This is a genomic window from Streptomyces sp. NPDC002935 (assembly GCF_040611295.1).
Taxonomy (GTDB): domain Bacteria; phylum Actinomycetota; class Actinomycetes; order Streptomycetales; family Streptomycetaceae; genus Streptomyces.
Map to the genome: position 1 here is coordinate 172,364 of NZ_JBEXNW010000011.1, position 23,172 is coordinate 195,535.

A 23,172-nucleotide genomic window follows, 5' to 3' on the forward strand; every position below is an offset into this window, starting at 1 on the left:
GTTCGATCCGGACCGGCGCGACAAGCGCAGTCGCTCCGCATTCGGCCGCTGGTGCCCACAAGGCGGCGGTGGCTTCCTCGTTCCCCAAGGGAGAGTCATGCCCGAGACAGCTTCGCGCACTTCCGGCACAGTCAACTCCTGTGCCTGTGACCAGGTTTCGTTCCCCTCGGACCTTCGCCTCAAGTTGGCGACCCCGTCCGCCCTCTCGCGCAGCACGCACAGCCGGATCGGCGTCGGCCTGGCCGGCGGCTTCTACCCGGCACCGCACCGCTACGAGCTGTATCTGTCGGAGAGTTGTCCGCTCTCGCTGCGCATCGCGATCACCCTCGACCTGCTCGGTCTGAAGGAATCGGTCGCCACCACGCTCCTGACGCACCCGGCCGGGACACCCGAGGCCTTCGCCTCACTGCGCCGCGCGTACGAGGCCACCGAGCACCACTACGAGGGCCCCCTGACGGCGCCCGCGCTGTGCGACCGATGGAGCGGACGCATCGTCAGCAACGACACCCCCGACATTCTCCGCGATCTCGCGGGCCTGCTCTCCGGTCACAGCGCGGGCCGTCCTTCCACACTGCGTCCACCGACCCTTGCCGCGGAGATCGACGCCCTCCGCGACCTGCTGGACCGCGACGTCACCCCGTCCGCCCGGCCCGCGGAACTCTCGGCGGCCCTGGAGTTGCTGGACTGTCAACTCGGTTCCCGGCCCTACGTGTTGGGCGAGAGCCTGACGGCGGCGGACGTGGACGCGTGGGTGGCCCTCACCCGACTGGACCCGGCCGGCGCTCTCTGCTCATACCCCCGGCTCCAGGACTACGTACGCCGCCTCGGCGACCACCCCGCCTTCCGGGCGGCAACGAGGTAGTGCTCGGCTCCCCGCTCAACCGCGCGGAATCAGGACGATGCTCAGGCCTCTCATGGTCGAGGTCCATTCCCGGCCCTGATCGAGGGCCTCGCGTCCCGAGCCCAGGATCTGGTCCTGCAGGATCAGCGCCGACGCGCGGAGCGCCTCCCACGGCTCCGGCACGTCGAAGGCGCGGCGCGACCGCTCGACGGAGCCGATCAGAGCACGGCAGGCCGCCTCCACGTCAGCGACGTTCTGACCGGCCGACCCGACTCCCTCGATCGACCACGTCATCCACAGGTGGCCCATGGCCCCACTCTGTCCCATCCCCGGAAACAGCGCATGCCCAGTACGCAGAGCACTTGTCGAGAGGGTCCACCGGTCTGCCCCCGTCCACGTGCGGTCCGGCGGCGTTCGACGCAGGCTATGACCGTAGGAGCGTGACAACCCACCACACGTCCGGCGGCCAGAAGGAATGACGATGGCTGACACAGACGCGTCGACGCGGCCGTCGGTCGCACAGCGCCGGGTTCTCGCCCCGCTCGCCCTCGCACAGTTCATCTGCAGCTTCGCCGGCTCCAACATGAACGTGATGATCAACGACATCAGCGAGGACCTCGACACCACCGTCCAGGGCGTGCAGATCGCGATCACGGTCTTCCTGCTCGTCATGGCCGCACTGATGATTCCCGGCGGCAAGCTGACAGACCGCTACGGCCGGAAACGCTGCTTCCTGGCCGGCCTGTCGGTGTACGGGGTCGGCGCCCTGCTCAGTGCCGTCTCCCCCGGCCTGGGCGTCCTCATCCTCGGCAACTCGATTCTCGAAGGCGTCGGAACAGCGCTGCTCATCCCGCCCGTCTACATCCTCACGACACTCCTCTTCCCGGACATGACCTCCCGCGCCCGGGCCTTCGGCGTCATCATGGCGCTGGGCGGCATCGGCGCGGCGGCCGGCCCGCTCATCGGCGGACTCATCACGTCGTGGATCAGCTGGCGGGCCGCATTCGTGTTCCAGGCCCTGGTCGTCGCGCTGATCATCGTGCTCAGCCGGCACGTCGAGGACCCGCTTCCGCCCGATCCGACACGCCCGTTCGACACCGTAGGAGCCGTCCTCTCGGCCACGGGTCTCGTCCTCATCGTCATGGGCATCCTGGCCGCCGACAACAGCCTCTGGCTGATGACCGGACTGCTCGCCCTCGGCGCGCTGACGCTGCTGTGGTTCTTCCGCTCCGTGCGCGCCCGCGAGGCGGCGGGAAAGGAACCGCTGCTGTCCACCAGCCTGTTCCGCAACCACACCTCCAACCTCGGCCTCATCACCCAGAACATCCAATGGCTGCTGCTCATGGGGTCGTCGTTCACCGTGGCCGCCTACCTCCAAGTGGTGCGCTGCTACGACGCCATCGCGACCGGCGTCATCTTCACCGCCGCCACGCTCGGCCTGCTCACCACCTCGCTGGCCGCCGAGCGTCTCGCCGAGCGCCGCCCCCAACGCACGCTGATCATCGCGGGCTTCGTCGTCACGATCGCCGGCGTCGCCGTCCTGATCGCCACGGTCTACAGCTTCTCCAGCGCCTGGGCCTTCGCACCCGGGCTCCTGCTGATCGGACTGGGCCTGGGCGTGATGCTGACCCCATCGGTCAACATCGTCCAGTCGAGTTTCCCCGAGGCCCAACAGGGCGAGATCTCCGGCCTGTCGCGCTGTGTGTCCAACCTCGGCTCGTCGCTGGGCACAGCCGTCGCCGGCACGATCCTCATCGCCGGGTTCACCACCCGCTCCTACGCCGCGGCCATGGTCACCCTCGCCGTCCTCGGGTTCCTCGGACTCACGGCCGCGTTCCTCCTTCCCCGAACCACCGGCGACGCGCGCAACACGGTGGGCACCCGGGCACGGTACGACGGCTGATTCCTCGGTCGGGTACCGAACTGGCCTTGACGGCAGCGTCACCCTCACCGCGAAGGACCGGTACATCGGAATCGGGGACGCCCGGAGGCGGCGCGCTCCCGGTCGGCTTCGCCCTGGCGGAAACGGTGGCGCCTCGGCAGCGCGCAGCCGCTGAGCGGCGCGTAGTCAATCCCGGCGAAAGCCGCCTCATCAGGGCGTGTCCCGTGCCGCGCCGCCCTGCGTCCGCACTTCGATGGGGGATCGAAGACCTCTCGCGGTGAACACGGAAGGGTCGCCGGACCGGCCGCCTAACTCCGCAGGCCCGCCGCACGGCCGTCCCGACGAACCCCTCAACCCCACAGGACTCGGTCCAGGCAGGGAAGCCCATGGAACCCGCACTTCCCGTTCCTCCACCGCTGGAGCAACGGCCCTCCGCACCGGCACAGCCACCCGCGTCCGGCGGGTCCGCCGTGCCGTCGCGGTTGGGCTGGCTGGACGCGCTGCGCGGTGTCGCCGCGCTCCTCGTGGCGTTCGACCACTCGTCGTACGCCTTCATGGCGGAGTCCCGAGAGCAGTTGATGCCCCTGGTGAACATCGGCCGGTACGGCGTCCTGGTGTTCTTCCTCGTGAGCGGTTACGTCATCCCCGCGTCGCTCGAACGCCGGGGCTGTGTCCGGTCCTTCTGGATCGGACGGGTGTTCCGCGTCTACCCGCTGTGGGCCGCCGTCGTCGGCTCGGTCCTGGCTCTCGATCTGCTGGGCATCACGGATATGCCCGCTCGCTTCGGCGGGCTGAGCACCGCCACCGTGGCCGTCGCCCATGTCACCTTGCTCCAGGAGCTGCTGGGAACGCCCAGTGTCGTCCTCGTCCTGTGGACACTGTCGTACGAGATGGCCTTCTACCTGCTGGTCGTCGCCCTCTTCACGGTCCGTCTGCACCGGCGGTCGGCAACCGTCGCCGTCGTCCTGGGGGTGCTGGCCGCCATGAGCGTGGCGGCGGGGGCCCTGCCACCGGCCTCCGCGCTGTCCGGCGCGATCGGCGTCGGCCCCCTGGTCACGATCGCCTCGACGGCCCTGGTGATCTCCGTCTGCTGCGCGAGTTCCGGGTCCTCCGTGCTTCGTGTGTTCGGGGCCGTGATGGGAGGTGTGCTGGCGCTGGTACTGGTCCCCTTCAACGGCACAGTTCCCCTCTGGGAGGGCCTGGTGATCCTCTCCGTGATGTTCCTCGGCACCGCCGTCCACCGCGCGGAAAGCGGTGAGAGCACCTGGCCGCGCGCGGCCTGTACGGCCGTCGTGGTGCTGATGTGCGCGGTGGGGAGTGCGTACGGGCACGGCGACGGAGCTCATTTCGCGCGGCGCGGCTGGATCACGGCTTTCCTGCTGGCCGTGGTCACGTTCGGTGCCGGTCTGGCGTTGCGCCGCCGACGGTTCCCGCGCGGGCTGACCGGACTGGGAACGATCAGTTACTCGGTCTACCTGGTGCATCCGGTACTGCTGGCGTTGAGCGCCGGCACGATCGGCCGGTGGCGGCGGGACAACCTCGTCCTCGAAGCGGCGTTCTTCGTCGTGCTGGTGCCGCTGTCCGTGCTGACCCATCGCCGGATCGAGGTGCCGGGCCTGTCCTGGGGCCGGAAAGCCCGCCGCATACGGTCGACGTGACCCCAACGGCGCGTCTTCCGTAGTAGACAGGAGCCGCCGGCGGCTCATGAGCGGTCGGCGCGGGGCTGTGCGCTTCCTCCGGCGAAACTCCCCCGGCCCGGCGGCGGCCGGAATCGGGCGGCAACCTTTTCGCTTCCGGCGGCCACTGATGGACACACCATCGGCTCGATCCTCCGAACGGAAGCGCATGAACGCATCGAGGCAGGCCGCGCGACGCCGCAGGCGCCGGCTCAGGCTGTTGATCGGCACCCCGGTGGCACTGATCGCGGCGGGTGCCGTCGTCTGCTTGGCCGTGGCCTTCCACCCCGGCGGCAAGGCCGATGCCGGGCATGGCGCGGCCGCGACCGTCGCGGGTTCCCGAGGGACCGCGACGCCCGCGCGGGGGGCTCCGGCCGGATCGGCGTCCCCGACGGCGAAACGGTCGTCGAGCGCGACGGTTTCCCCGACCGCGACGGCCGGTGTCACCACCTCACCGGCGCGGCCGTCGGCCTCGGCCACCTCCCGGACCGCGTCCGCGGCGGCGTCACTGGCGGGACGGATCCGCCCCGCGGTCAGCTACCGGGGAGTCGCCACCACGTACGACGCCGGGACCGGCGACGGCGCCTGCTCCTACGGCCCGAGCGACGAGCTCATGACCGCGGCGATGAATCACACCGACTACGAAACGTCCAAGGCGTGCGGGGCGTACGTCCTTGTCCGCGCGGCCGACGGCGCCACCGTCACGGTCCGGATCACCAATGAATGCCCCGTGGGCTGCGCCACCGGGCAGCTCGACCTCAGCGCACAGGCGTTCGCCCGACTCGCGAACCCCTCGGCCGGCCGGATCCCGATCACGTGGAAGCTGCTGAGCCCCAGCGCCTCCGACACGATCGCGGTCCGGTACAAGACCGGCTCCAGCCGATGGTGGTGCGCACTCCAAGTGATCGACCACCGGAATCCGGTGGCCCGGCTCGAACTGCGCACCAGCGGCGGATGGCGACAGCTGCCCCGTACCGACTACAACTACTTCCTCGCCGAGGACGGCGGCGGATGCGGCGGCGCGATCAGGATCACCGACATCTACGGAGAACGCCTGACCGTCAGTGGCATCGCGCTGCGACCCGACACCGTGCAACCGACCCGGGTCCAGTTCGCCCGGCACTGATCCGTTCCGGAGGGCTTGTCGTCAGAGGCGCGCAGGGGCGCATCGATGCAGAGGCGCAGAGACGCACCTGAGGTGACACCTCCGGAGTGCTACTCCACGCCGCCCTGGCCGCAGCCGACCCCGGCGCCCGCCCCCGCACCCGTGGCAGGCGGTCGGGGCGGGGAGGGGACCGTGACGGAGCCAGGGCCCGTGACGACCTCGCGTGCCCGGTCGGGAGCGGTCGGCTTGCGCAGCAGGAGCAGGGCCGCGTCGTCGTGCAGTCGCCCGCCCACGTGGGACTGGAGCTCGGCGTCGAGCGCGGCGAGGGTGGACGCCGGCTCGTCGGACACATGGCGGGCCAGCCCTTCGGCGAGGGGGTAGAACTCGCGCCCGTGGTCGCGGGCCTCGGTGACCCCGTCGGTGTAGAGCAGGAGCTGATCGCCGTCGGCCAGGGGCAGCACCTGGAGGCTCGGGGTCTCGCCCGTGAGGGCTCGCAGCCCGAGAGGCGGTGCGGGGTTGACGGGGTCGACCGACGAGACGCTCCCGGAAGCGCGCACATGCAGCGGAGGTGCGTGTCCGCAGTTGACGACCTCCAGCCGGCCCGGCTCCGGGTAACCGGCGACCACCGCGGTGACGAAGTCGTCGTACCCCAGGTTGCGCGCCAGGCTCCGCTCGATCCTGGCGACGACGGTGAGGAGATCGGGCTCGTCGTAGGCGGCCTCGCGGAAGACACCGAGCACGAGCGCGGCCGTGCCCACGGCGGGAAGCCCCTTGCCGCGGACGTCGCCGATGATCATTCGGACGCCGTAGGGCGTGGGCACCAGCGCGTAGAGATCCCCGCCGATCCGGGCCTCGGCAGCGGCGGCGCTGTAGCGGACGGCGACCTGGAACGGTCCGACACTCGAGGGTATGGGTGCGAGGAGGGCGTGCTGGGCCGCCTCGGCGACCGAGCGGACAGCCGCGAGGACCCGCTCCCGACGCCAGCGCAGCGCGCTGGCGAGGCCGCTCGCCAGGGTGACGGCCGCGAGGGCGGACAGGACGGCGGCGAGCTCGTCGCCCGGAACGCCGTCACGGGTTCCGAGCATCACGCTCAGCGCGGCGGCCAGAAGGCCGACGCAGAGAACTCCGTACGGCCGGCTGGTGGTGGCCGCCAGCGCGGGGCCCGCGGCGAGCAGCGGCAGCCAGATCACCCCCGCTCCGCCGGCCAGGTCGATGAGCACGATGGCTCCGACGACCAGTAAGGGCAGTACGGGCGTGCCGAAGGCGAGGTGGGCGGCGGCGCGCTTGCGGCCCGCCGTGCCGGAACCGACGCCTCGGTTCCTGAACGTCCGGTTCCGCCAGTGCTCGCTGCCGTGCTCTCGGGCCTGACTCATGTTCGTCCGCAGTCCTCACCTGGGTGCATCCCCGACATGTCCGATTAATACAGGAAAGACGTTCGAGGCGTGCGCCACAAGCACAGGAATTTCAGATAGTGAGCGACAGGCTCCTCGTCACCCGGTTGGCGGTAGGGATGAGCCGCGTCAGGACTGCCTCGAGTCGGGGCAGCCGCTCGGCGGGGAGCGAGACGCCGAGCGATCCGAGGATGTCCCCGCTATAGACGGGTACGGCGACGCAGACCGTGCCGAGGGCGTACTCCTCCAGGTCCGTGACGGCCGGGGCCACGGGCGACGAGGCCAGGCGCCGCAGCAGTTCCGGTCGGCTGGTGATCGTCCGCGGTGTGAGGTCGGCGAGGGTGTGCCGGGCGAGGTAGTCGTTGCGCGCGTCCTCGTCCAGTTCTCGCAGTACGGCCTTGCCCAGCGCGGTGGCGTGGCCCGCGTCCTCGAATCCCACCCAGAGGTCGACCCGGGGCGCACGGGGGCCGTCGACGATATCGGCGACCCTGATCTCGCCGTCCTCGTAGAAGGTGAGGTACGCGGCGCTCGCGATTTCGTCACGCAGGGCGGCGAGGGTGGGGCGGACGCGGCTGAGCAGCGCCTGACCACGGCCCTGGGTCTGCAGCGTCTGCATCTTGTCGCCCAGGATGAACCCGCCGTCGTCCAGTTTGCGTATGTATCCGTCGTGGACCAGGGTCCGCAGCAGGTGATAGGCGGTGGCCAGAGGCAGCTCGGTCTCACGTGCCAGCTGTTTGGCGGGCGCGCCGTTCTCGTGCGCGCTCACCGCCTCCAGCAGGCGGAAGGCCCGCTGAACGGATGTGATGAGCGTCGGGCCGTCGCGAGCTCCCATGCCCCCAGCGTGCGCCGGTGTCACGGGACAGGCAAGGCGTCACACGAATCCAGCCGCACAGAGCCCTCCCGGCGGCCCCCTCGCCTCCCGCAGGTGCCCCGTTCGACACCGGTGGCGGGAGGGCTCAGGAGCCGCCCGCCCCGTGCCGGGCGAGGCCGGTGCCGCCGAGGCGGCCGAGGAGGACGGCGAGCTGGGCTGTCTCCTCCTTGGTCCACGGCGGCTCGGCAAAGATCTCCTCGGCGACGTGTTCGGCGGTGACGAGCATGTCCGCCAGCCGCTCCCGGCCGGTCTCGGTCAGCGCCGCGTAGGCCACCCTGGCGTCCCGGGCGTCCGCGTCCCGGCTGACCAGGCCGATGCGTTCCAGGGGTACGAGCCCCCGGGTGACCCCGGAGGCGGTCAGCCCCAGCGCGTCGGCCAGATCCACCCGGCGCATGCGGTCGCCCGGGGCCTGGGACAGCCGCAGCAGCATCGTGAAATCGGCCAGGCTCACCCCGTGCAGTCCGCCGAGGCTCGCGTCGAACCACTTCACCAGGGCGGCCTGCGCCCTCACCAGGCGCAGTGTCGCGTCCAGTCCTCTGCTCATTGACACCTCCTTGACTACTCAAGCATATCCAAAGCATGAGGCGCCCGTGAGGTGCGAGGGAGTCAGGGGGTGTTCTGGGCGATGGCCCGCCGTTGCCGTTTGCCGAGGGGCGCCTGGGAGAGGTCCTCGCCCTGGGACCTGAGCCTCTTGAAGCCGTAACCGCGCTCCGTCAGCCAGGCCGTCGCAGCGGTCTCGGCCCGTTCGACCGCCTCCAGGATGTCCTCCTCCGCGTCCCCCGAGTCCAGGAACCGGAAGGTGAAGGCCGGCCGGGCGGCCAGGTCGTAGCTGAGATGCCCCTCCGGGGTGAAGGCCGCCTGCAGTACGTCATGCGCTGACGCGCGGGCCAGCAGTTCGTCACGTTGGTCGGCGCCGAGTCCGTCGAAGACTCCGCGAACGGTGATGCGGAAAGTGCGAGTGGTCATCGGGCGAGCCTAACCAGCGGGATCGGCTCGCTCCAACCGCGTTTCGGTGAGTGCGGACCGGGAGGTGAGTGCGGATCGGGAGCGGGGTGCGGACCGGGAGCGGAGTGACCGCGCCGGGTCCGCACTCCTCGACCGGAGCACTCAGCGGTGGTGGCAGACCCAGTGGCCCTTGACCCACACCTGTTCCCAGTGGCCGGGAACGTAGACCCACTTCATCTTCCAGTCGTGGCTGTGATGACCGTGGTGCCAGTTGCCATGGCTGTCACGGAAGCCCTGGTGCCAGGTGTCCTGGTGGACCCACCTCTTCTCCCAGTGTCCAGGCACCCACTTCTTCTCCCAGTGGCCCTTCTTCCACTCGCAGCGGTCGTGATGGTCATGGTGATCACCGGTCACCACCGAAGGCGCGGACGCCGGCGCCGGGGCCGCCGCGGCGACACCGGACATGCCCAGCGCGGCCCCGCCGGCCAGCAGACCCGTCGCGGCCGCACCGGCCAGCAGGCGCCGGGCGCTGATGCGTGTGGTCATCGGACTCACCTCCCTCGAAGACGTCATTGACGTGCACAACGGGAGCCCGTGTCACGGGAGTTCGCGCCGAATTCGTCGGTACGTCCTGAGGCTCACGAGGTGCGGAACACCAGGTATTCGGAGCCATGAAAGGTACGTATGAGGATAGACCTCCATGATTTTCTGCACGAGTTCTCGCGTGACGTCCGACGCGGCCCCGCTCCCCCGCGCCGAGCCCCGTGGCCGGGCGCGGCGACATCACGGCGCGCTCCGCTCATACGGGGGTGGGGCGGCTACGAATACACGGTGACGACGCCTGTTCCCCGCGCGGCTCCGGACGGAGAAGGCGCAGGTCGGCGCGGCCGCCACGGCGCGGTGACCACGGCGCACCCCGTCTGCGAACGGGCCCCTCGCGCTGCGGCGGAGGCGCCGGGGACGGAGAGTCGAGCCAGGCGGGAAGAGAAGCGACGGACGGATTCTGTGAGCGATGTCCACGACCGGCCAGGACGGACACGGTTCGCGACGGCACCCCTCTGCGGAGGCGTGGCTGGACGCCCGGCTCAAGCGTGCCGCGGAGGGCGACCAGGACGCGTTCGCCGACGTCTACGACGCTCTCGCGCGGCCGGTCATGGGCCTGATCTGTCGTGTGCTGCGGGACGAGGCTCAGGCCGAGGAGGTGACGCAGGACGTGATGGTGGAGATCTGGCGCACCGCCGACCGCTATCGCCCCGAACTCGGTGGCGCGAGGGCCTGGGTACTCGCCCTCGCGCACCGACGGGCCGTGGACCGGGTCCGGCACGTCCAGGCCAGCACGGCGCGTGAACGGCGCAGCGCGCTGCTCGCGGAGGACAGGCCCTTCGACGAGGTGGCCGAGGCCGTGGAGCGGCACGAGGACCACCATCGTGTCCGGCGGTGTCTCGCCGCCCTGGAGCGGCATCAGCGCGTTCCGCTGGTGCTCGCCTACTACCAGGGCATGACCTATCTGGAGGTGGCCGCCTGCCTGGCCACTCCGGCGGGGACCGTGAAGTCCAGGATGCGCTCCGGGCTGCGTCGGCTCCGTACATGTCTGGAGGCCAGGTCATGACCGCCGCCGAAGACCCGCACCAGCCCGTCGGCGCGTACGTACTGCACGCTCTGCCGGCAGCCGAGGAAGCCGCGTTCGAGAACCATCTGGCCGGCTGTGCCGCGTGCCGGGACGAGGTCGCGGAACTGTCCGCGGTCACCGCGCGACTCGCCTCGGCCCAGGACGGCGCGGACCCCTCCCCCGAGCTGCGCCGACGCGTCCTCGACCGCATCGGCCACACGCTTCAGGAGCGTCTCCCCCGGAGCACTCCGGTCCGTCAGCGGGCACTGCGCCTGGCCCTGGCCGCGTGCCTCGCTCTCGCGGCCGCGCTCGGCGGCGTCGCCACGTGGCAGCACACCCAGGCGGACGATGCGCGTACCGAAGTGGCCCGCCTGCAGGCACAGGACTCCGCTCTCACCGACGTCCTCACCGCCCGGGACGCCACGATCAGCACGCAGAAGCTGAGCAACGGAGCCGATATCAGCGTGGTCGCCTCCCGCGACCAGGGCCGGGCGGCCTTCATCGCCACGGACCTTCCGCGCCTCGGCGACGATCAGGTCTACGAGCTCTGGTACGCGGCGAAAACGGGCGGCCTTCGCCCGGCGGGCCTTCTCCCCGGTTCCGGCGGCGGGCACGCGCGGTTGCTCCGCGGCTCTCTGGACGACGTCAGCGCCGTAGGAATCACGGCTGAGCCGGCGGGGGGATCCCGGCAGCCCACCAGTGAGCCTCTCGGCATCGTGACGGTTCCGGCCTGAGGTGACATTTCGCTCTTAATGCGCTTATCCCTTGATCATCCTATGCTGATGTAAGGAAAAGCTAAGGCGGCAGTAGACGGCCGGTTCTGGACCGGCGGGAAGCGGGCTTCCATGGTTGAGCGGCTCAAGTCGGGGCTGATCGGCGAAATGTCCGCCGAATTCCTCGGCACGATGGTTCTGATCCTCTTCGGGTGCGGCGTGGTGGCCCAGGTGGTCGCCGGCGGAGCACTCACAACGCCACCGGGCGGTCTGGGAAACCACGACAGCATCGCGTGGGCATGGGGCATCGGCGTGATCATGGGTGTCTACGTCGCGGCACGGCTGAGCGGCGCGCACCTCAACCCCGCGGTGACCCTCGCGCTGGCCACGTTCAAGGGATTCCCGTGGCGCAAGGTGGCTCCCTACGTGGTGGCCCAGACGCTCGGCGCCTTCGTGGCGGCGCTGATCGTGCGCTGGAACTACACGGACGCGCTGGCGAAGGCCGACCCCGGCCACACCATCAAGACCCAGGGCGTGTTCTCCACGCTGCCCGCCAACGGCAATCCGAACCTGCCGGTCCACGAGTGGGCCGCGTTCCGCGACCAGATCATCGGCACCGCTCTTCTGCTGCTGCTGATCCTGGCCATCACGGACCTGCTCAACACGCCTCCCGGCGCCAACCTGGCCCCGTTCATCATCGGCCTGGTCGTCGTCGGCATCGGCATGGCGTGGGGCACCCTGGCGGGCTACGCGATCAACCCGGCCCGTGACTTCGGTCCGCGACTGGCGAGCTTCCTCACGGGATACGGAGGAGCTTGGAGAGACCAGTACGGGAACTTCTACTTCTGGGTGCCGATCATCGGTCCGCTGATCGGCGGTGTGCTCGGCGCCGGCATCTACAAGCTCTTCATCGGCCGGTTCCTGCCGACGGCAGAGCCCGAACCCGCGGGACGCATCCCCGTTCCCAAGGCCTGACACCCCCGACAAAGGCGGCAACCCATGGCTGACTTCGTGGGCGCGGTGGACCAAGGGACCACCAGCACCCGATTCATGATCTTCGACCACGCCGGCAACGAGGTGGCGAAGCATCAGATGGAACACGCCCAGATCCTTCCGCGCTCCGGGTGGGTCGAGCACGACCCGGTGGAGATCTGGGAACGCACCAACTCGGTGATCCAGAACGCCCTGCGTCACAAGAACCTGACCGCGGAGGACCTGGCGGCGATCGGCATCACCAACCAGCGGGAGACCACCGTCGTGTGGGACCCGCGCAACGGCCGTCCGTACTACAACGCCATCGTCTGGCAGGACACCCGGACCGACTCCATCGCCGCCGCCCTGGATCGTTCCGGCCAGGGCGACGTCATCCGCCGCAAGGCGGGGCTGCCGCCGGCGACGTACTTCTCCGGCGGCAAGATCCAGTGGATCCTGGAGAACGTCGACGGCGTCCGCGAAGCGGCGGAGCAAGGACACGCCCTCTTCGGCAACACGGACGCCTGGGTCCTGTGGAACCTGACCGGCGGCCCCGACGGCGGCATCCACGCCACCGACGTGACCAACGCCAGCCGCACCATGCTCATGAACCTCGAGACCCTGGACTGGGACGACGAGCTGCTGGGCTTCTTCGGTGTCCCCCGGGCGATGCTGCCCACCATCAACCCCTCGTCCCACCGCGAGGCGTACGGTACGACGCGCACCTCCCGACCCCTGCGCGCCCCCATCCCCATCACCGGGGTGCTCGGCGACCAGCAGGCGGCCACCGTCGGACAGGTCTGCTACGCACCGGGCGAAGCCAAGAACACCTACGGCACCGGCAACTTCCTGGTCCTCAACACCGGTACGGAGCTGGTCCGTTCGCAGCACGGCCTGCTGACCACCGTGGCCTACCAGTTCGGCGACAGTCCTGCCGTCTACGCCCTGGAAGGCTCCATCGCGGTCACCGGATCCGCGGTGCAGTGGCTGCGCGACCAGATGAAGATCATCATCAACGCGGCCGAGAGCGAGACGCTGGCCCGCACCGTGGAGGACAACGGCGGGATGTACTTCGTCCCGGCGTTCTCCGGCCTGTTCGCCCCGTACTGGCGCTCCGACGCCCGCGGCGCGATCGTCGGCCTCGCCCGGTACAACAGCAACGCCCACCTGGCCCGGGCGACCCTGGAGGCCATCTGCTACCAGAGCCGCGATGTCGTCGAGGCCATGGAGCAGGACTCCGGAGTCCATCTCGACGTGCTCAAGGTCGACGGCGGCGTGACCGCCAACGACCTGTGTATGCAGATCCAGGCCGACGTCCTCGGTGTCCCGGTCAGCCGCCCCGTCGTCGCCGAGACCACCGCGCTCGGCGCCTGCTACGCGGCAGGTCTGGCCACCGGCTTCTGGCGCGACACCGACGAACTGCGCACCCACTGGCAGGAGTCCAAGCGCTGGGAGCCCCAGTGGTCCGAGGACCAGCGTCAACAGGGCTACGCGGACTGGAAGAAGGCGGTGGAGCGCACACTCGACTGGGCGAAGGTCGAATGAAGAGGCCGGCCCGTCGATCGCGCCGGTGAACGAAAGCCGTTCCGTCCAGCCCCTGACTCGTATCACGTCAGGGGCTGGACGTGCTGGGTCTCCTGTGCACTCGCGAACCGGGCTGCCGGCGGAAATCCGGTGATGTCCGGAACGCGGATCACCCGCCGCCCATCGCTCCCCGACCACGGGCCACACACCGAATGATCACCCCCGGTCACGCGCCCACCCCCTCAGCTTCTCTATGCTCGGGGGCGACCATTCGCATTCAGAGGAGCAGAGCAATGAGCGAGAACGTCTACTTCGAGGTCACCGCCAACGGCGAGCCGCTGGGCCGCATCGAGTTCAAGCTGTACGACGACGTCGTCCCGAAGACCGCGCAGAACTTCCGTGAGCTCGCCACCGGCGCACACGGTTTCGGTTACAAGGGCTCGCCGTTCCATCGGGTCATCCCGGACTTCATGCTCCAGGGCGGCGACTTCACGAACCAGAACGGCACCGGCGGCAAGAGCATCTACGGCGAGAAGTTCGCCGATGAGAACTTCACGCTGAAGCACACCAAGCCGGGCCTGCTGTCCATGGCCAACGCGGGCCCGAACACCAACGGCTCGCAGTTCTTCATCACCACCATCGTCACCGACTGGCTGGACAACAAGCACGTCGTCTTCGGCGAGGTCGTCGAGGGCATGGACGTCGTGAAGGCGATCGAGGCGCTCGGCAGCCGTTCCGGCACCACGGCGAAGAAGATCGTCATCTCCGACTCCGGCACCGTCTGAGCGGTCCGACGGCCCGGGGCAACCCGGCGGACGAGTGCTGACGGAGGCGGCGGTGCACCCGCCGCCTCCGTCGGGCCGAAGCCTGCGCCGGGTTCGCCGTGCGGTCGACGGCGCGGGACTCCGCGGCCACCGGAACCGATCCTGTCCCACGCGTCGCGGGGCCGGGAAAGAGTTCAGCCGGATTCGTGGCCGGATCCCGACTCCAGGGGACCGGCCCGCCCGCGAGGGGTAGCTCCTACCCGCACACGCCGAGGTGCGCGAGGGTTGGGGGGAGCTGGCCCGAGTGACGCGGAGGGGGCGAACGCCCGGAAAACGCTTGTCAGGACGCGCGCAACGGCAGCGGGCCATCCGCCGGCTGCGCGCGGAAGGGCACTACGGGCCCGCACTTCGTGAGGTGCTGCCCGCCCTCGCCATGGTCGTCGTCACCCTGTGCGGCGTCGTCGCCGGACTCGCCATCGGCTACCGAGTGGCCGGCATCGGTGTACCCCTCGGCGCGCTGGTTCTGCTGGCCGTCGCCGCCCCGGCCGCGGTGCGGCGTCACCGTCCGCTGGCCCGTCGGCGCCTCGGCTTCTACACCGCCGAGGAACTCGCGGAACTGGACACACAGGGGCTGGCCCTGGCTGTGTCCCGGATGCTGCGCCGGGACGGCTGGCGCGTGCTCCCCCCACGGAGAACGGAGGACGGCGTACGCGTACGCCTCCGCGCACGGGACGGTCGCGGGCATCGTCTGGTGGTTGCCTTCCGGCCCGTGGCCGAACCGCTGCCCGACGAGGACGCACCCTCGCGCTCGGGACGTACGGGCGGCTCCGGCCCCCCGCTTCGACTCGTGGTGCACCGCGGGGCCTTCAGCCGGCGTGACGTCCAGTGGGCACGGCGGCAGGGTGGTGTGCGCCTGATCGACGGTTCGTGTCTGCGACGCTGGGCGCACGGGACACCGCTGAACGAACTGGGCGACTTCTCCTGACCCCGCACGGGCGTGACAGCCGCCCCCTGCGGGACCCGTGCGAGGGGACTGCGCCGAACCCGCTCTCCGACGCCCCGTCACCGGTCGCGTACACCCTCGGCGGTCCGCCGCGCGGTGGAACCGTCGGCGATTCCCCGCGGACGGACGTCTCGAACACCCGTGCCCCACCCCTCACTCCGAGCGCGTGCGCCCCTGCGCTTTCTCCGACAACAGGCGAGGTCAGGGGCATGGACGCGGTCCGACCAGGTACTTGAGGGAAACACCTTCGCATCGACCGAAGGGCCGAATAGCGTGCGAGGACCCGAGCCGCCCCCACCGTCCCGCGGTCCATGTACGCCGGGCCCGCACCCCACCAGGAGACCGGCATGTCGTACGACAGCTCCGCTCCGCACCCCGCGCGACCGCTCCCCGGACAGCACGACTCCTTCACCCACCACGCCCCGGACCCCACCGGGGAACCGTTACGCGGCGGGGCCTTACCCCGCGCCTGGAACGGACACACCGGACACCATCGCGATCTGCGCATCCTGCGCCGCGCCTACCGCCGACAGCGGCGTGTGACGACGTTCACCGTGCTCGGCTGCTTCACTCTCTTCCTCGGCCTCTCCGCCGGTTGCCCCGGTTTCATGGAGCGTCCCGTCGCCGGAGGCCTGTCGACGGGCCTGGTGCTCGCTCTCTCCCAGATCCCCGCCACCTGGCTCGCCGTTCTGCTCTACGAGCGCACCGCCCGCCGCTACGTCGACCCGCTCGCCCGCCGCGTGAACCGGAGCACCCCCTGGACCGGCGGCGAGCGGGAGCGGGAGCGGTGAACGCCTTCGGCGGCTCCTCCCAGTCCTGGTCCCTCGTCGCCTTCTCCGTCGCCGTCACGGTGACGCTGCTGCTGTGTGTGCTGACCGGCCCCGACAGTGACGATCTCGCCGAGTTCTACACCGGCTACCGCTCGCTCTCTCCGCTGCGCAACGGACTCGCCATCGCGGGGGACTACATCTCCGCCGCGACCGTGCTGACCATCGGCGGCGTGATCGCCCTGTGCGGCTTCGACGGTGTCGTGCTGGCTCTCAGCACCCTGCTCTCCCTGCTGGTGCTGATGTTCCTCCTGGCCGAACCCCTGCGGAACACGGGCAAGTTCACGATGGGTGACGTGCTGGCCCGCAGGATGCCCGGACGCGCCGTACGGATCACGGCGTGCGGCGTGACCATCGCCGCGCTCGTGCCGATGATGCTGGTCCAACTCGCCAGCACCGGGCAGCTGCTGGCCTTCATCCTCGGCTTCTCCGACGACTCCATGAAGACCGGCTGCATCGTCGGGGTCGGCGCCCTGATGATCACCTACGCGGCCATCGGCGGCATGCGGGGCACCGCGTTGATCCAGCTCCTGAAGATGGTGGTGCTCCTCGGCTCCGGAATCGTCGTCGCCGTACTCATCTTGAGCCGGTTCCACTGGGACCCCGGGGCCCTGTTCACCGCGGCCGCCAAGCGCAGTGGCGCACCGGACCGGTTCCTGCACGGCGGGCTTCAGTTCGCCGGGGGCCCGCACCCCCGGCTCGACATGATCAGTACACAGTTCGCCATCGTGCTGGGCGGTGCCTGCCTGCCGCACGTGACGATGCGTATGTTCACCGCGAACAGCGCCCGCCAGGTGCGGCGTTCGATGTCCTGGGCGGTGTCCTCGGTGGCGTTGTTCATGATGGTGGCGGGCGTCGTCGGCATCGGCGCGACGGCGATGATCGGCCGGGGCAACATCGCCAAGGCCGACCCTCGCGGGCACACGGCCTACCTGCTGGGGTCACGAGCCGCGTTCGGCCCGGTGGCGTCGCGGGCGGAGACCCTCGTGTTCACCACGGTCACCACGGCGATCTTCCTCACGCTGCTCGCCTCGGTCGCCGGAATGACGCTGGCCTGCGCCAACTCGCTGGCCCACGACGTCTTCGCGGGCCGCGACTCCGCCATGTCGCCGCAGCGCGAGACGGCCTTCGCGCGTGGCTCGGCCCTGGTCGTCGGCGCCCCCGTGATCGCCCTCGCGGTCCTCGTCCAGCACCGCAGTCTGCAGCCGCTCGCCACGCTGTCCTTCTGCGTGGGCGCCTCGGCGATCGCCCCCGCTCTGGTCTACAGCCTCTTCTGGCGCCGCTACACGCGCGCCGGTCTGATGAGTACGCTCATCGGCGGCACTCTCAGCGTCCTGATCCTGATGCCGGGCACCAGGCTGGTGTCCGGCTCCCCCACGTCCGCCTTTCCCTCCGCCGACTTCAACTGGTTCCCGTTCACCACCACGGGGCTGGTGTCCATCCCGCTGGGCTTCGCCTTCGGCTGGCTCGGCAGCCTGCTGTCCGGACGCCGCGCGGCGGACCGGGAACGGGGACTGTACGAGGGTGTCGAAAGCCTGATCCTCGCGGGGCCGCGACCGCGGGAGCGGTGACGCGAGCGGTGACGGGGCAGGGGCTTCCCGCCACCGTCACTCGGGAGAGCTTCGGGCGACGACCAACCCGAACCGGGCGCACGGCGTCGTCCTGATCGACCGGGTCCGGGTCCGGTCTCTCCGCAGTCGTCGCCGCGGGGAGACCGGACCCGCCCCTCAGCGGTTCACGGCGTGCTGATCACGATCTCGCGCTTGAGGATCTTGCCCGTGGGCCCCTTGGGCAGTTCGGTCGCGATCGTGACGATGCGGGGGTACTTGTACGCCGCGACCCGCTCCTTGACATGGGCGACGATCTCCTCGGTCGTGACCTCCGCGCCGGGGCGCAGCGTGACCACCGCCGCGATCTCCTCGCCGTGCAGGGGGTGCGGAACGCCCACGACGGCGGCTTCGGCGACGGCGGGGTGCTCGTACAGCACCTCTTCGACCTCACGCGGGTAGACGTTGTAGCCGCCGCGGATGATCATGTCCTTCTTGCGGTCGACGATGAAGTAGAAGCCGTCCTCGTCGACGCGGGCCAGGTCGCCGCTGTGGAACCACCCGTCGCGGATGGCCTCCGCGGTGGCCTCGGGGCGGTTCCAGTAGCCGGTCATGATGTTCTCGCCGCGGATGGCGATCTCGCCGATCTCGCCGGGCGCGACCACGCCGCCGTCCTCGCCGACCAGCCGCATCTCGACCCCGCGGATGGGCACTCCGATCGACCCCGCCTTGCGCGGGCGGTCCGGGTGGTTGAACGCGGTGACCGGTGACGTCTCGGAGAGTCCGTATCCCTCCAGCACGGGAGCGCCGAAGCGCCGCTCGAAGCCGTGCAGCACCTCGACCGGGAGCGCGGCCCCGCCCGAGACGGCCAGGCGCAGCCGGGCGGTGTCGAAGCCGTCGGGAAGCTCGGCGTGGAGCAGCGCCGCGTACATCGTCGGCACGCCCAGGAACACGGTGACCTCGTCCCTGGCCATGATCTCCAGGGCGCGCTGCGGGTCGAACCGCGGCAGCAGGGTCAGCGTGGCGCCGGCGGCGACGGCCGTGTTGAGCGCGCAGGTCTGGCCGAAGGCGTGGAAGAGCGGCAGGCCGCCGAAGAGAACGTCGTCCGGTCCGACCTGAAGGAGGGTCTCGGCCGTGGTGAGGGTGTTGGTGGTCAGGTTCCGGTGGGTGAGTTCGGCTCCCTTCGGCGTTCCGGTGGTTCCCGAGGTGTAGAGGATCAGGGCGGGATCGTCATCGGTCCGGTCGGGGGTGTCGGTCAAGGGTTCCTGGCCGCGCAGCAGGGCGTCGAAGGCCTCGGGCTCGGTCACCAGGCAGTCGGTGCCGGTCTCGGCGGCGGCCTTCGTCACCTCGTCGGCGAACAGCGGGAACACCACGGCGATACGGGCCCCGCAGTCGCGCAGGGCGAAAGCGACCTCGCGGGCCTTGAGCAGGGGATTCATCGGAACGACGACTCCGCCGGCCCGCAGGATGCCGTAGTAGAGGACCGGGAACAGCGGGACGTTGGGCATGGTCAGCGCGACACGGTCGCCCGGCGCGAGGCCGCGGTCCCGCAGGAGCGCGGCGACCCGGGCGCTGGCGTCGTCCAGCTCGGCGTAGGTGAGCGTGCTGTCGTCGTGGCGGACGGCGACACGGTCGCCGTGGGCCGCGGCGGAGGCGGCCAGGAGGGTGACGAGGTTGGTCATGCCGGGTATCTCCTAGAGTTCGTCCCGCCGGGCGAGGCGGTGCTGCGCGGTCTGATCACATCGCGAAGAGTGACCCAGTGCGGTGGGCCCTGGCTACCGGGTCCCTGGGGGAAGGCCAGCCACAGGCGCAGCAAGTGGCGTTTGCGCTCCGGCGATTCATGGTCCTCGAACGCCGATCGGGCATGCATCACCTGGTGCGTGTTGACAAGAAGCAGGTCACCGACCCGGAGGTCGAGGTCGAGCCGGTACTCCGGGGAGGCAGCGACGGAGTCGATGAGATCGAAGAGTTCCCGGTCCGCCGGCTCCAGGCGGGGTACCTCCGGGAAGCGTTGGGCGGATTCCAGATAGCACCGGTTGTACCGCATGCTCGGTGCGCCGTCGGGGCCGTCGTGGCGGGAAATCAGCGGGGCGGCCGTATAGGGCGGCTCCTCGGGGGCGTGTTCGTCTCGGCGGTCGAAGCAGTACGTGCGGTACAGGCGCTCGGCGAGATCGGGGCGCAGGTCGAGCACGGCGTTGTGGACGGCGGCCGAGCTGACCAGGGAGATGCGTCCGCCGGTGCGGGGCGTCCGCAGCGGCAGCAGAGCGAGGAGATCGGCACCGTCGGTGTGGAACGGCAGGGCCGCCCGCGTCTGGTAGCCGCGGGTGGCGGGGTCGCTCATGCTGCGCCCGGTGTCCCGGACATGGCCGAGGACGAGTCCGTCGGCGTTCTGCGGGACCGGATGCCCCAGGTGCCGGCCGAGGCCCCAGAAAACGGTGCTCGCGGCCGTCTCGCCGAGCCGCTCGACGGGGATGCCCCGGACGATCGCGAACCCCCGTCCGTGTTCGAGGACCCCGGCGAGGCGGGCCAGCTCTCCGGCGAGAGTGGGGAGCGGGAAGTCGGCGGCTGTCAGCCGCAGCAGGGTGAGACCCCGTCTGCGTACCTCGTGCAGGGCGGTGTCGATCTCGGCGAGCCGGGGCGCCGAGAGCCGTAGCTGCCACTCCTCGGGGTGCCGCAGGTCCCGGCCCTTCCACACCGAGGGGCCCGAGCGGGGCGTGGGCCGCGCCTGGTCCGCGTCCGTCGTTCCGGTCATCTTCGCCTCCGATCCGTCGCGTGTTCACCTGCCGGCGAGTGGTCCCCTGAGCGGGCCCGGCCGGTGAACGGCGTCATGCTAGATTCCTCGACCACCGCCGCGCTTGTCATGGCGGGACAGGAGACTTGGCTTTTCGGGACATCCCTGGAGCGTTGCCCATGAGACCTCTGGTCCGCACCGCCGCCCTGAGCGGCTACGTCGAGCTGTGCCGCTCCCTGGGTATCGATCCGCAGGCGCTCCTGAAGCGGGTGGGTCTGGACACGGCCGCGCTCACCGTCCAGGACCGGTGGATCTCCGGCACGGCGGCCGTCGAGGTGCTGGAACTGTCGGCGGCCGAGTCCGGTCACGAGGACTTCGGGGTGCGGCTGGCGGAGTTCCGGCGCTTCTCCAATCTCGGCCCCATCAGTCTGGTCGTCCGCGAGGAGCCCGACGTACGCAGCGCGCTGGAGCTGCTGATCCGCCACCAGTACATGTACAACGAGGTGCTGCACACCCGGCTGTCCGAGGGGGACGGGCTGGCCACGCTGAAGGTGGATCTGCGGCTGGGCGAGGTGGTCGAGTCCCGGCAGGCGACGGAGCTGGCCGTCGCGGCGTACCACCGCATCCTGAGCGATTTCCTGCACACCGGCTGGCAGCCGCTCTCCGTGTGGTTCCGCCATTCCGCGCCGGCGGACTCCACGCAGCACTGGCGCACGTTCGGGCCCATCGTGGAGTTCGAGCGCGAGATCGACGGCATCGTGTTCTACGCCGACGACCTCGACGCGCCGAACGCCATGGCCGACCCGCTGCTGCGCGAGTACGCCCGCCAGTACTTCGACGCGATCGCCGTCCCCAAGGACACCACCGCCGCGGACCGGGTACGTGAGCTGATCGAGGTACTGCTGCCGACCGGCCGCTGCTCGATCGAACAGGTCGCGCGCAGCCTGGGCGTCGACCGGCGCACCGTCCACCGCCATCTGGCCGCCTCGGACGAGACGTTCTCCTCGCTCCTCAACGCCACCCGCCGCCACCTCGCGGAGCAGTTCGTCGCGAACCCGCGGCGCTCCCTGACGGAGATCTCCGACCTGCTGGGGTTCTCGTCGCTGAGCGGGTTCTCCCGTTGGTTCCGCGAACAGTTCGGATGCAGCCCGAGGGCGTGGCGCGGCAGCCAGGCCCCGTAGCGACTCCCCGACCGGGACTGCCGCGACGGGGTGGACGGCCGCACGGGCCGTCCAGCGTCCTCACGGTGCACCGCATCGCAGATGTCCCCAAATGACAAATCATCTGTCCCCTGGCGGCAAGCACGCCCATGAGCTCGGCCCTACCTTTGCACCACCGCACAGAAGACGCGGTCGGCCACCGGAGGGAGCCGTGCCACTCCCCCGGCACTCCCTCCGGAACGGCCGACCTCAGCGGGCCACCTCGCGCCCGCTGCCACCGGTGACCCGCATCGATCCCCGCCGGACATCCCGGGCCCGCGCAGTTCGCGGCGATGCCCCCGGCGAGTGATCACCGATCCGACGAAGGAGACGGACCGTGCACTTCCACGACGACTCACTGTTCCCCGAGAACCAGGAAAAGCTCGTCATCCAGGCCGCACCCTACGGTCCGGAATGGCTTCCCGGTGACGCCGACGACCTTCCCCTGACGATGGACGAGCACGTACAGGCGGCCGTCGACTGCTACAACGCCGGCGCCACCGTGCTGCACATCCACGTGCGGGAGCTCGACGGCAAGGGCTCCAAGCGGCTCTCCATGTTCAACGAACTGATCGGGCGCCTGCGCGAGGCCGTGCCGGACATGGTCCTGCAGATCGGTGGGTCCATCTCGTTCGCCCCGGAGGGCGAGGGCGCGGACGCCAGGTGGCTCGACTTCGACAGCCGCCACATGCTCGCCGACCTGGACCCGAAGCCCGACCAGGTCACCATCGCGATCAACACCAGCCAGATGAACATCGTCGAGATCATGACCGACGACGATCTGGAAGGCACCTCGATCGCCAAGCCGGACTACTACAAGGCGTACCGGGACATGTACCTGGAGGCCGGTCCGGACTTCTACCTGGAGCACCTCAAGCGTCTGGCCGCCAGCGGCATCCAGCCGCACTTCCAGCTCGCCACGCTGGCCCAGCTCGAAACCGTGGAGCGACTCATCCGGGCCGGTATCCACACGGGCCCGCTGATCCTCAACTACGTGGCGATCGGCGGCGGCTTCGCCGGCCGCCACCCGGCCGACCTCATCGAGTTCGTCCGTCGCGCCCCTGACGGTGCCGTCCTGACCATCGAGAGCTCCATGCGCGCCGTGGCGCCCATGAACGCGATCGGCATCGCGCTCGGCGTGCACGTCCGGGTGGGCAACGAGGACAACCTGTGGCGGCGCAAGGGCGAGCGCATGTCCAGCGTCGAGCAGGTCGAGCAGATGGTGCAGATCTCCGAGGCGCTCGGCCGTGACATCGCGACCGGCGCCGAGGCCAGGAAGATCTACAAGCTCGGCGAGACCTACGCGAACGCCGACGAGACGCTGGCCCAGCTCGGAATGGTGCCGAACCGCCGTCCCGGCCGCCGCGGCTTCATGCTGCGCGACGCCTGACCCCACGGCGGACCCGCCGCGCCGGGCCGTCGGCCGGGCAGAGACCGCCGGTGCGGTCCGCCCGGCTGCCGCACGGCCCAGCATCGCGGCCCGCCGGGCCAGGGCAAGGACCACCGTCCTCGCCCACCCGGCCAGGCAAGGACCACCGTCCCTCAGCCACCCCGGCCGCAGCACAGGTCCAT

At 70.3% G+C, this 23,172-nt stretch carries 22 protein-coding genes; 14 read left to right on the forward strand and 8 right to left on the reverse strand.

What is annotated here, in order from left to right; all coding sequences use genetic code 11:
* Positions 1–97 precede the first annotated feature (97 nt).
* Complete coding sequence (locus tag ABZX90_RS17445) at positions 98–862, forward strand: glutathione S-transferase C-terminal domain-containing protein (protein ID WP_355205759.1); 765 nt, start codon at positions 98–100, stop codon at positions 860–862.
* A gap of 15 nt (positions 863–877) precedes the next feature.
* On the opposite strand, the gene ABZX90_RS17450 is transcribed toward ABZX90_RS17445, so the two are convergent.
* Entirely contained in the window at positions 878–1,150 is a 273-nt protein-coding gene (locus tag ABZX90_RS17450; RefSeq protein ID WP_351121006.1) for a hypothetical protein, read from the reverse strand.
* Between the two features lie 172 nt (positions 1,151–1,322).
* On the opposite strand from ABZX90_RS17450, the gene ABZX90_RS17455 reads away from it, so the two are divergent.
* From ABZX90_RS17455 to ABZX90_RS17465, 3 genes are all read left to right on the forward strand, one after another.
* Positions 1,323–2,744 (forward strand): MFS transporter, encoded by a 1,422-nt coding sequence (locus ABZX90_RS17455; RefSeq protein ID WP_355205762.1) that lies wholly within the window; start codon positions 1,323–1,325, stop codon positions 2,742–2,744.
* Positions 2,745–3,109: 365 nt separating this feature from the next.
* Positions 3,110–4,381: an acyltransferase gene (locus tag ABZX90_RS17460; RefSeq protein WP_355205765.1), complete on the forward strand. Its 1,272-nt coding sequence runs from the start codon at positions 3,110–3,112 to the stop codon at positions 4,379–4,381.
* A 187-nt stretch (positions 4,382–4,568) separates the two neighbouring features.
* Positions 4,569–5,525 carry an expansin EXLX1 family cellulose-binding protein gene (locus ABZX90_RS17465; protein WP_351121000.1) on the forward strand — a complete coding sequence of 319 codons (957 nt, stop codon included), beginning with the start codon at positions 4,569–4,571 and terminating at the stop codon, positions 5,523–5,525.
* A gap of 89 nt (positions 5,526–5,614) precedes the next feature.
* Here the strand turns inward: ABZX90_RS17465 and ABZX90_RS17470 are convergent, their stop codons facing one another.
* The 5 genes from ABZX90_RS17470 to ABZX90_RS17490 form a co-directional block, all read right to left on the reverse strand.
* Complete coding sequence (locus ABZX90_RS17470; protein WP_351120998.1) at positions 5,615–6,877, reverse strand: PP2C family protein-serine/threonine phosphatase; 1,263 nt, start codon at positions 6,875–6,877, stop codon at positions 5,615–5,617.
* A 91-nt stretch (positions 6,878–6,968) separates the two neighbouring features.
* Positions 6,969–7,727, reverse strand: a complete 759-nt coding sequence (locus ABZX90_RS17475; RefSeq protein WP_351120996.1) for an IclR family transcriptional regulator — start codon at positions 7,725–7,727, stop codon at positions 6,969–6,971.
* Positions 7,728–7,851: 124 nt separating this feature from the next.
* A complete protein-coding gene (locus ABZX90_RS17480; protein ID WP_355205769.1) occupies positions 7,852–8,310 on the reverse strand; it encodes a MarR family transcriptional regulator in 459 nt (152 codons plus the stop codon).
* Positions 8,311–8,372: 62 nt separating this feature from the next.
* Positions 8,373–8,732 carry a DUF6204 family protein gene (locus tag ABZX90_RS17485; protein WP_351120994.1) on the reverse strand — a complete coding sequence of 120 codons (360 nt, stop codon included), beginning with the start codon at positions 8,730–8,732 and terminating at the stop codon, positions 8,373–8,375.
* 141 nt (positions 8,733–8,873) lie between these two features.
* Positions 8,874–9,257 (reverse strand): hypothetical protein, encoded by a 384-nt coding sequence (locus tag ABZX90_RS17490; protein WP_355205772.1) that lies wholly within the window; start codon positions 9,255–9,257, stop codon positions 8,874–8,876.
* A 466-nt stretch (positions 9,258–9,723) separates the two neighbouring features.
* Here ABZX90_RS17490 and sigK point away from each other — a divergent pair, with 466 nt between their 5' ends.
* The 8 genes from sigK to ABZX90_RS17530 all read left to right on the forward strand — a co-directional run bounded on the left by sigK (position 9,724) and on the right by ABZX90_RS17530 (position 17,694).
* Positions 9,724–10,320: an ECF RNA polymerase sigma factor SigK gene (sigK, locus tag ABZX90_RS17495; protein WP_351120991.1), complete on the forward strand. Its 597-nt coding sequence runs from the start codon at positions 9,724–9,726 to the stop codon at positions 10,318–10,320.
* The gene (locus tag ABZX90_RS17500; RefSeq protein ID WP_355205775.1) at positions 10,317–11,054 is read left to right on the forward strand and encodes an anti-sigma factor; all 738 of its coding nucleotides are present in this window, start codon (positions 10,317–10,319) and stop codon (positions 11,052–11,054) included. Before sigK ends, ABZX90_RS17500 begins: the two co-directional genes overlap by 4 nt.
* 111 nt (positions 11,055–11,165) lie before the next feature.
* Complete coding sequence (locus tag ABZX90_RS17505; protein ID WP_351120987.1) at positions 11,166–12,008, forward strand: MIP/aquaporin family protein; 843 nt, start codon at positions 11,166–11,168, stop codon at positions 12,006–12,008.
* 24 nt (positions 12,009–12,032) lie between these two features.
* A complete protein-coding gene (glpK, locus tag ABZX90_RS17510; protein ID WP_351120985.1) occupies positions 12,033–13,550 on the forward strand; it encodes a glycerol kinase GlpK in 1,518 nt (505 codons plus the stop codon).
* A 272-nt stretch (positions 13,551–13,822) separates the two neighbouring features.
* Positions 13,823–14,314 (forward strand): peptidylprolyl isomerase, encoded by a 492-nt coding sequence (locus ABZX90_RS17515; RefSeq protein ID WP_351120983.1) that lies wholly within the window; start codon positions 13,823–13,825, stop codon positions 14,312–14,314.
* A 316-nt stretch (positions 14,315–14,630) separates the two neighbouring features.
* Entirely contained in the window at positions 14,631–15,278 is a 648-nt protein-coding gene (locus tag ABZX90_RS17520) for a hypothetical protein (RefSeq protein ID WP_355205780.1), read from the forward strand.
* A 365-nt stretch (positions 15,279–15,643) separates the two neighbouring features.
* Positions 15,644–16,087, forward strand: a complete 444-nt coding sequence (locus ABZX90_RS17525) for a DUF485 domain-containing protein (RefSeq protein WP_355205783.1) — start codon at positions 15,644–15,646, stop codon at positions 16,085–16,087.
* On the forward strand, positions 16,084–17,694 hold the full coding sequence (locus ABZX90_RS17530) for a cation acetate symporter (protein ID WP_355205786.1): 1,611 nt from the start codon (positions 16,084–16,086) through the stop codon (positions 17,692–17,694). Before ABZX90_RS17525 ends, ABZX90_RS17530 begins: the two co-directional genes overlap by 4 nt.
* A 164-nt stretch (positions 17,695–17,858) precedes the next feature.
* On the opposite strand, the gene ABZX90_RS17535 is transcribed toward ABZX90_RS17530, so the two are convergent.
* A complete protein-coding gene (locus ABZX90_RS17535) occupies positions 17,859–19,352 on the reverse strand; it encodes a long-chain fatty acid--CoA ligase (protein WP_351120975.1) in 1,494 nt (497 codons plus the stop codon).
* Positions 19,349–20,422, reverse strand: a complete 1,074-nt coding sequence (locus ABZX90_RS17540; RefSeq protein ID WP_351120973.1) for a TauD/TfdA family dioxygenase — start codon at positions 20,420–20,422, stop codon at positions 19,349–19,351. Before ABZX90_RS17540 ends, ABZX90_RS17535 begins: the two co-directional genes overlap by 4 nt.
* 158 nt (positions 20,423–20,580) lie before the next feature.
* On the opposite strand from ABZX90_RS17540, the gene ABZX90_RS17545 reads away from it, so the two are divergent.
* Together ABZX90_RS17545 and ABZX90_RS17550 are read left to right on the forward strand one after the other, a co-directional pair.
* Positions 20,581–21,582, forward strand: coding sequence for an AraC family transcriptional regulator (locus ABZX90_RS17545; protein ID WP_355205790.1), 1,002 nt, complete (start codon positions 20,581–20,583; stop codon positions 21,580–21,582).
* A gap of 355 nt (positions 21,583–21,937) precedes the next feature.
* Positions 21,938–22,990 (forward strand): 3-keto-5-aminohexanoate cleavage protein, encoded by a 1,053-nt coding sequence (locus ABZX90_RS17550; RefSeq protein WP_351120969.1) that lies wholly within the window; start codon positions 21,938–21,940, stop codon positions 22,988–22,990.
* The last annotated feature ends 182 nt before the right edge of the window (positions 22,991–23,172 follow it).

What these genes read in the sequence shown, in the direction of transcription:
- ABZX90_RS17545 (WP_355205790.1), top strand. Translation starts at nt 20,581, where the DNA reads ATGAGACCTCTGGTCCGCACCGCCGCCCTGAGCGGCTACGTCGAGCTG.
- ABZX90_RS17475 (WP_351120996.1), bottom strand. Translation starts at nt 7,727, where the DNA reads ATGGGAGCTCGCGACGGCCCGACGCTCATCACATCCGTTCAGCGGGCC.
- ABZX90_RS17470 (WP_351120998.1), bottom strand. Translation starts at nt 6,877, where the DNA reads ATGAGTCAGGCCCGAGAGCACGGCAGCGAGCACTGGCGGAACCGGACG.
- ABZX90_RS17465 (WP_351121000.1), top strand. Translation starts at nt 4,569, where the DNA reads ATGAACGCATCGAGGCAGGCCGCGCGACGCCGCAGGCGCCGGCTCAGG.
- ABZX90_RS17515 (WP_351120983.1), top strand. Translation starts at nt 13,823, where the DNA reads ATGAGCGAGAACGTCTACTTCGAGGTCACCGCCAACGGCGAGCCGCTG.
- ABZX90_RS17535 (WP_351120975.1), bottom strand. Translation starts at nt 19,352, where the DNA reads ATGACCAACCTCGTCACCCTCCTGGCCGCCTCCGCCGCGGCCCACGGC.
- ABZX90_RS17490 (WP_355205772.1), bottom strand. Translation starts at nt 9,257, where the DNA reads ATGACCACACGCATCAGCGCCCGGCGCCTGCTGGCCGGTGCGGCCGCG.
- ABZX90_RS17445 (WP_355205759.1), top strand. Translation starts at nt 98, where the DNA reads ATGCCCGAGACAGCTTCGCGCACTTCCGGCACAGTCAACTCCTGTGCC.
- glpK (WP_351120985.1), top strand. Translation starts at nt 12,033, where the DNA reads ATGGCTGACTTCGTGGGCGCGGTGGACCAAGGGACCACCAGCACCCGA.
- ABZX90_RS17460 (WP_355205765.1), top strand. Translation starts at nt 3,110, where the DNA reads ATGGAACCCGCACTTCCCGTTCCTCCACCGCTGGAGCAACGGCCCTCC.
- ABZX90_RS17480 (WP_355205769.1), bottom strand. Translation starts at nt 8,310, where the DNA reads ATGAGCAGAGGACTGGACGCGACACTGCGCCTGGTGAGGGCGCAGGCC.
- ABZX90_RS17455 (WP_355205762.1), top strand. Translation starts at nt 1,323, where the DNA reads ATGGCTGACACAGACGCGTCGACGCGGCCGTCGGTCGCACAGCGCCGG.
- ABZX90_RS17450 (WP_351121006.1), bottom strand. Translation starts at nt 1,150, where the DNA reads ATGGGCCACCTGTGGATGACGTGGTCGATCGAGGGAGTCGGGTCGGCC.
- ABZX90_RS17540 (WP_351120973.1), bottom strand. Translation starts at nt 20,422, where the DNA reads ATGACCGGAACGACGGACGCGGACCAGGCGCGGCCCACGCCCCGCTCG.
- ABZX90_RS17500 (WP_355205775.1), top strand. Translation starts at nt 10,317, where the DNA reads ATGACCGCCGCCGAAGACCCGCACCAGCCCGTCGGCGCGTACGTACTG.
- ABZX90_RS17485 (WP_351120994.1), bottom strand. Translation starts at nt 8,732, where the DNA reads ATGACCACTCGCACTTTCCGCATCACCGTTCGCGGAGTCTTCGACGGA.
- ABZX90_RS17525 (WP_355205783.1), top strand. Translation starts at nt 15,644, where the DNA reads ATGTCGTACGACAGCTCCGCTCCGCACCCCGCGCGACCGCTCCCCGGA.
- ABZX90_RS17505 (WP_351120987.1), top strand. Translation starts at nt 11,166, where the DNA reads ATGGTTGAGCGGCTCAAGTCGGGGCTGATCGGCGAAATGTCCGCCGAA.
- sigK (WP_351120991.1), top strand. Translation starts at nt 9,724, where the DNA reads ATGTCCACGACCGGCCAGGACGGACACGGTTCGCGACGGCACCCCTCT.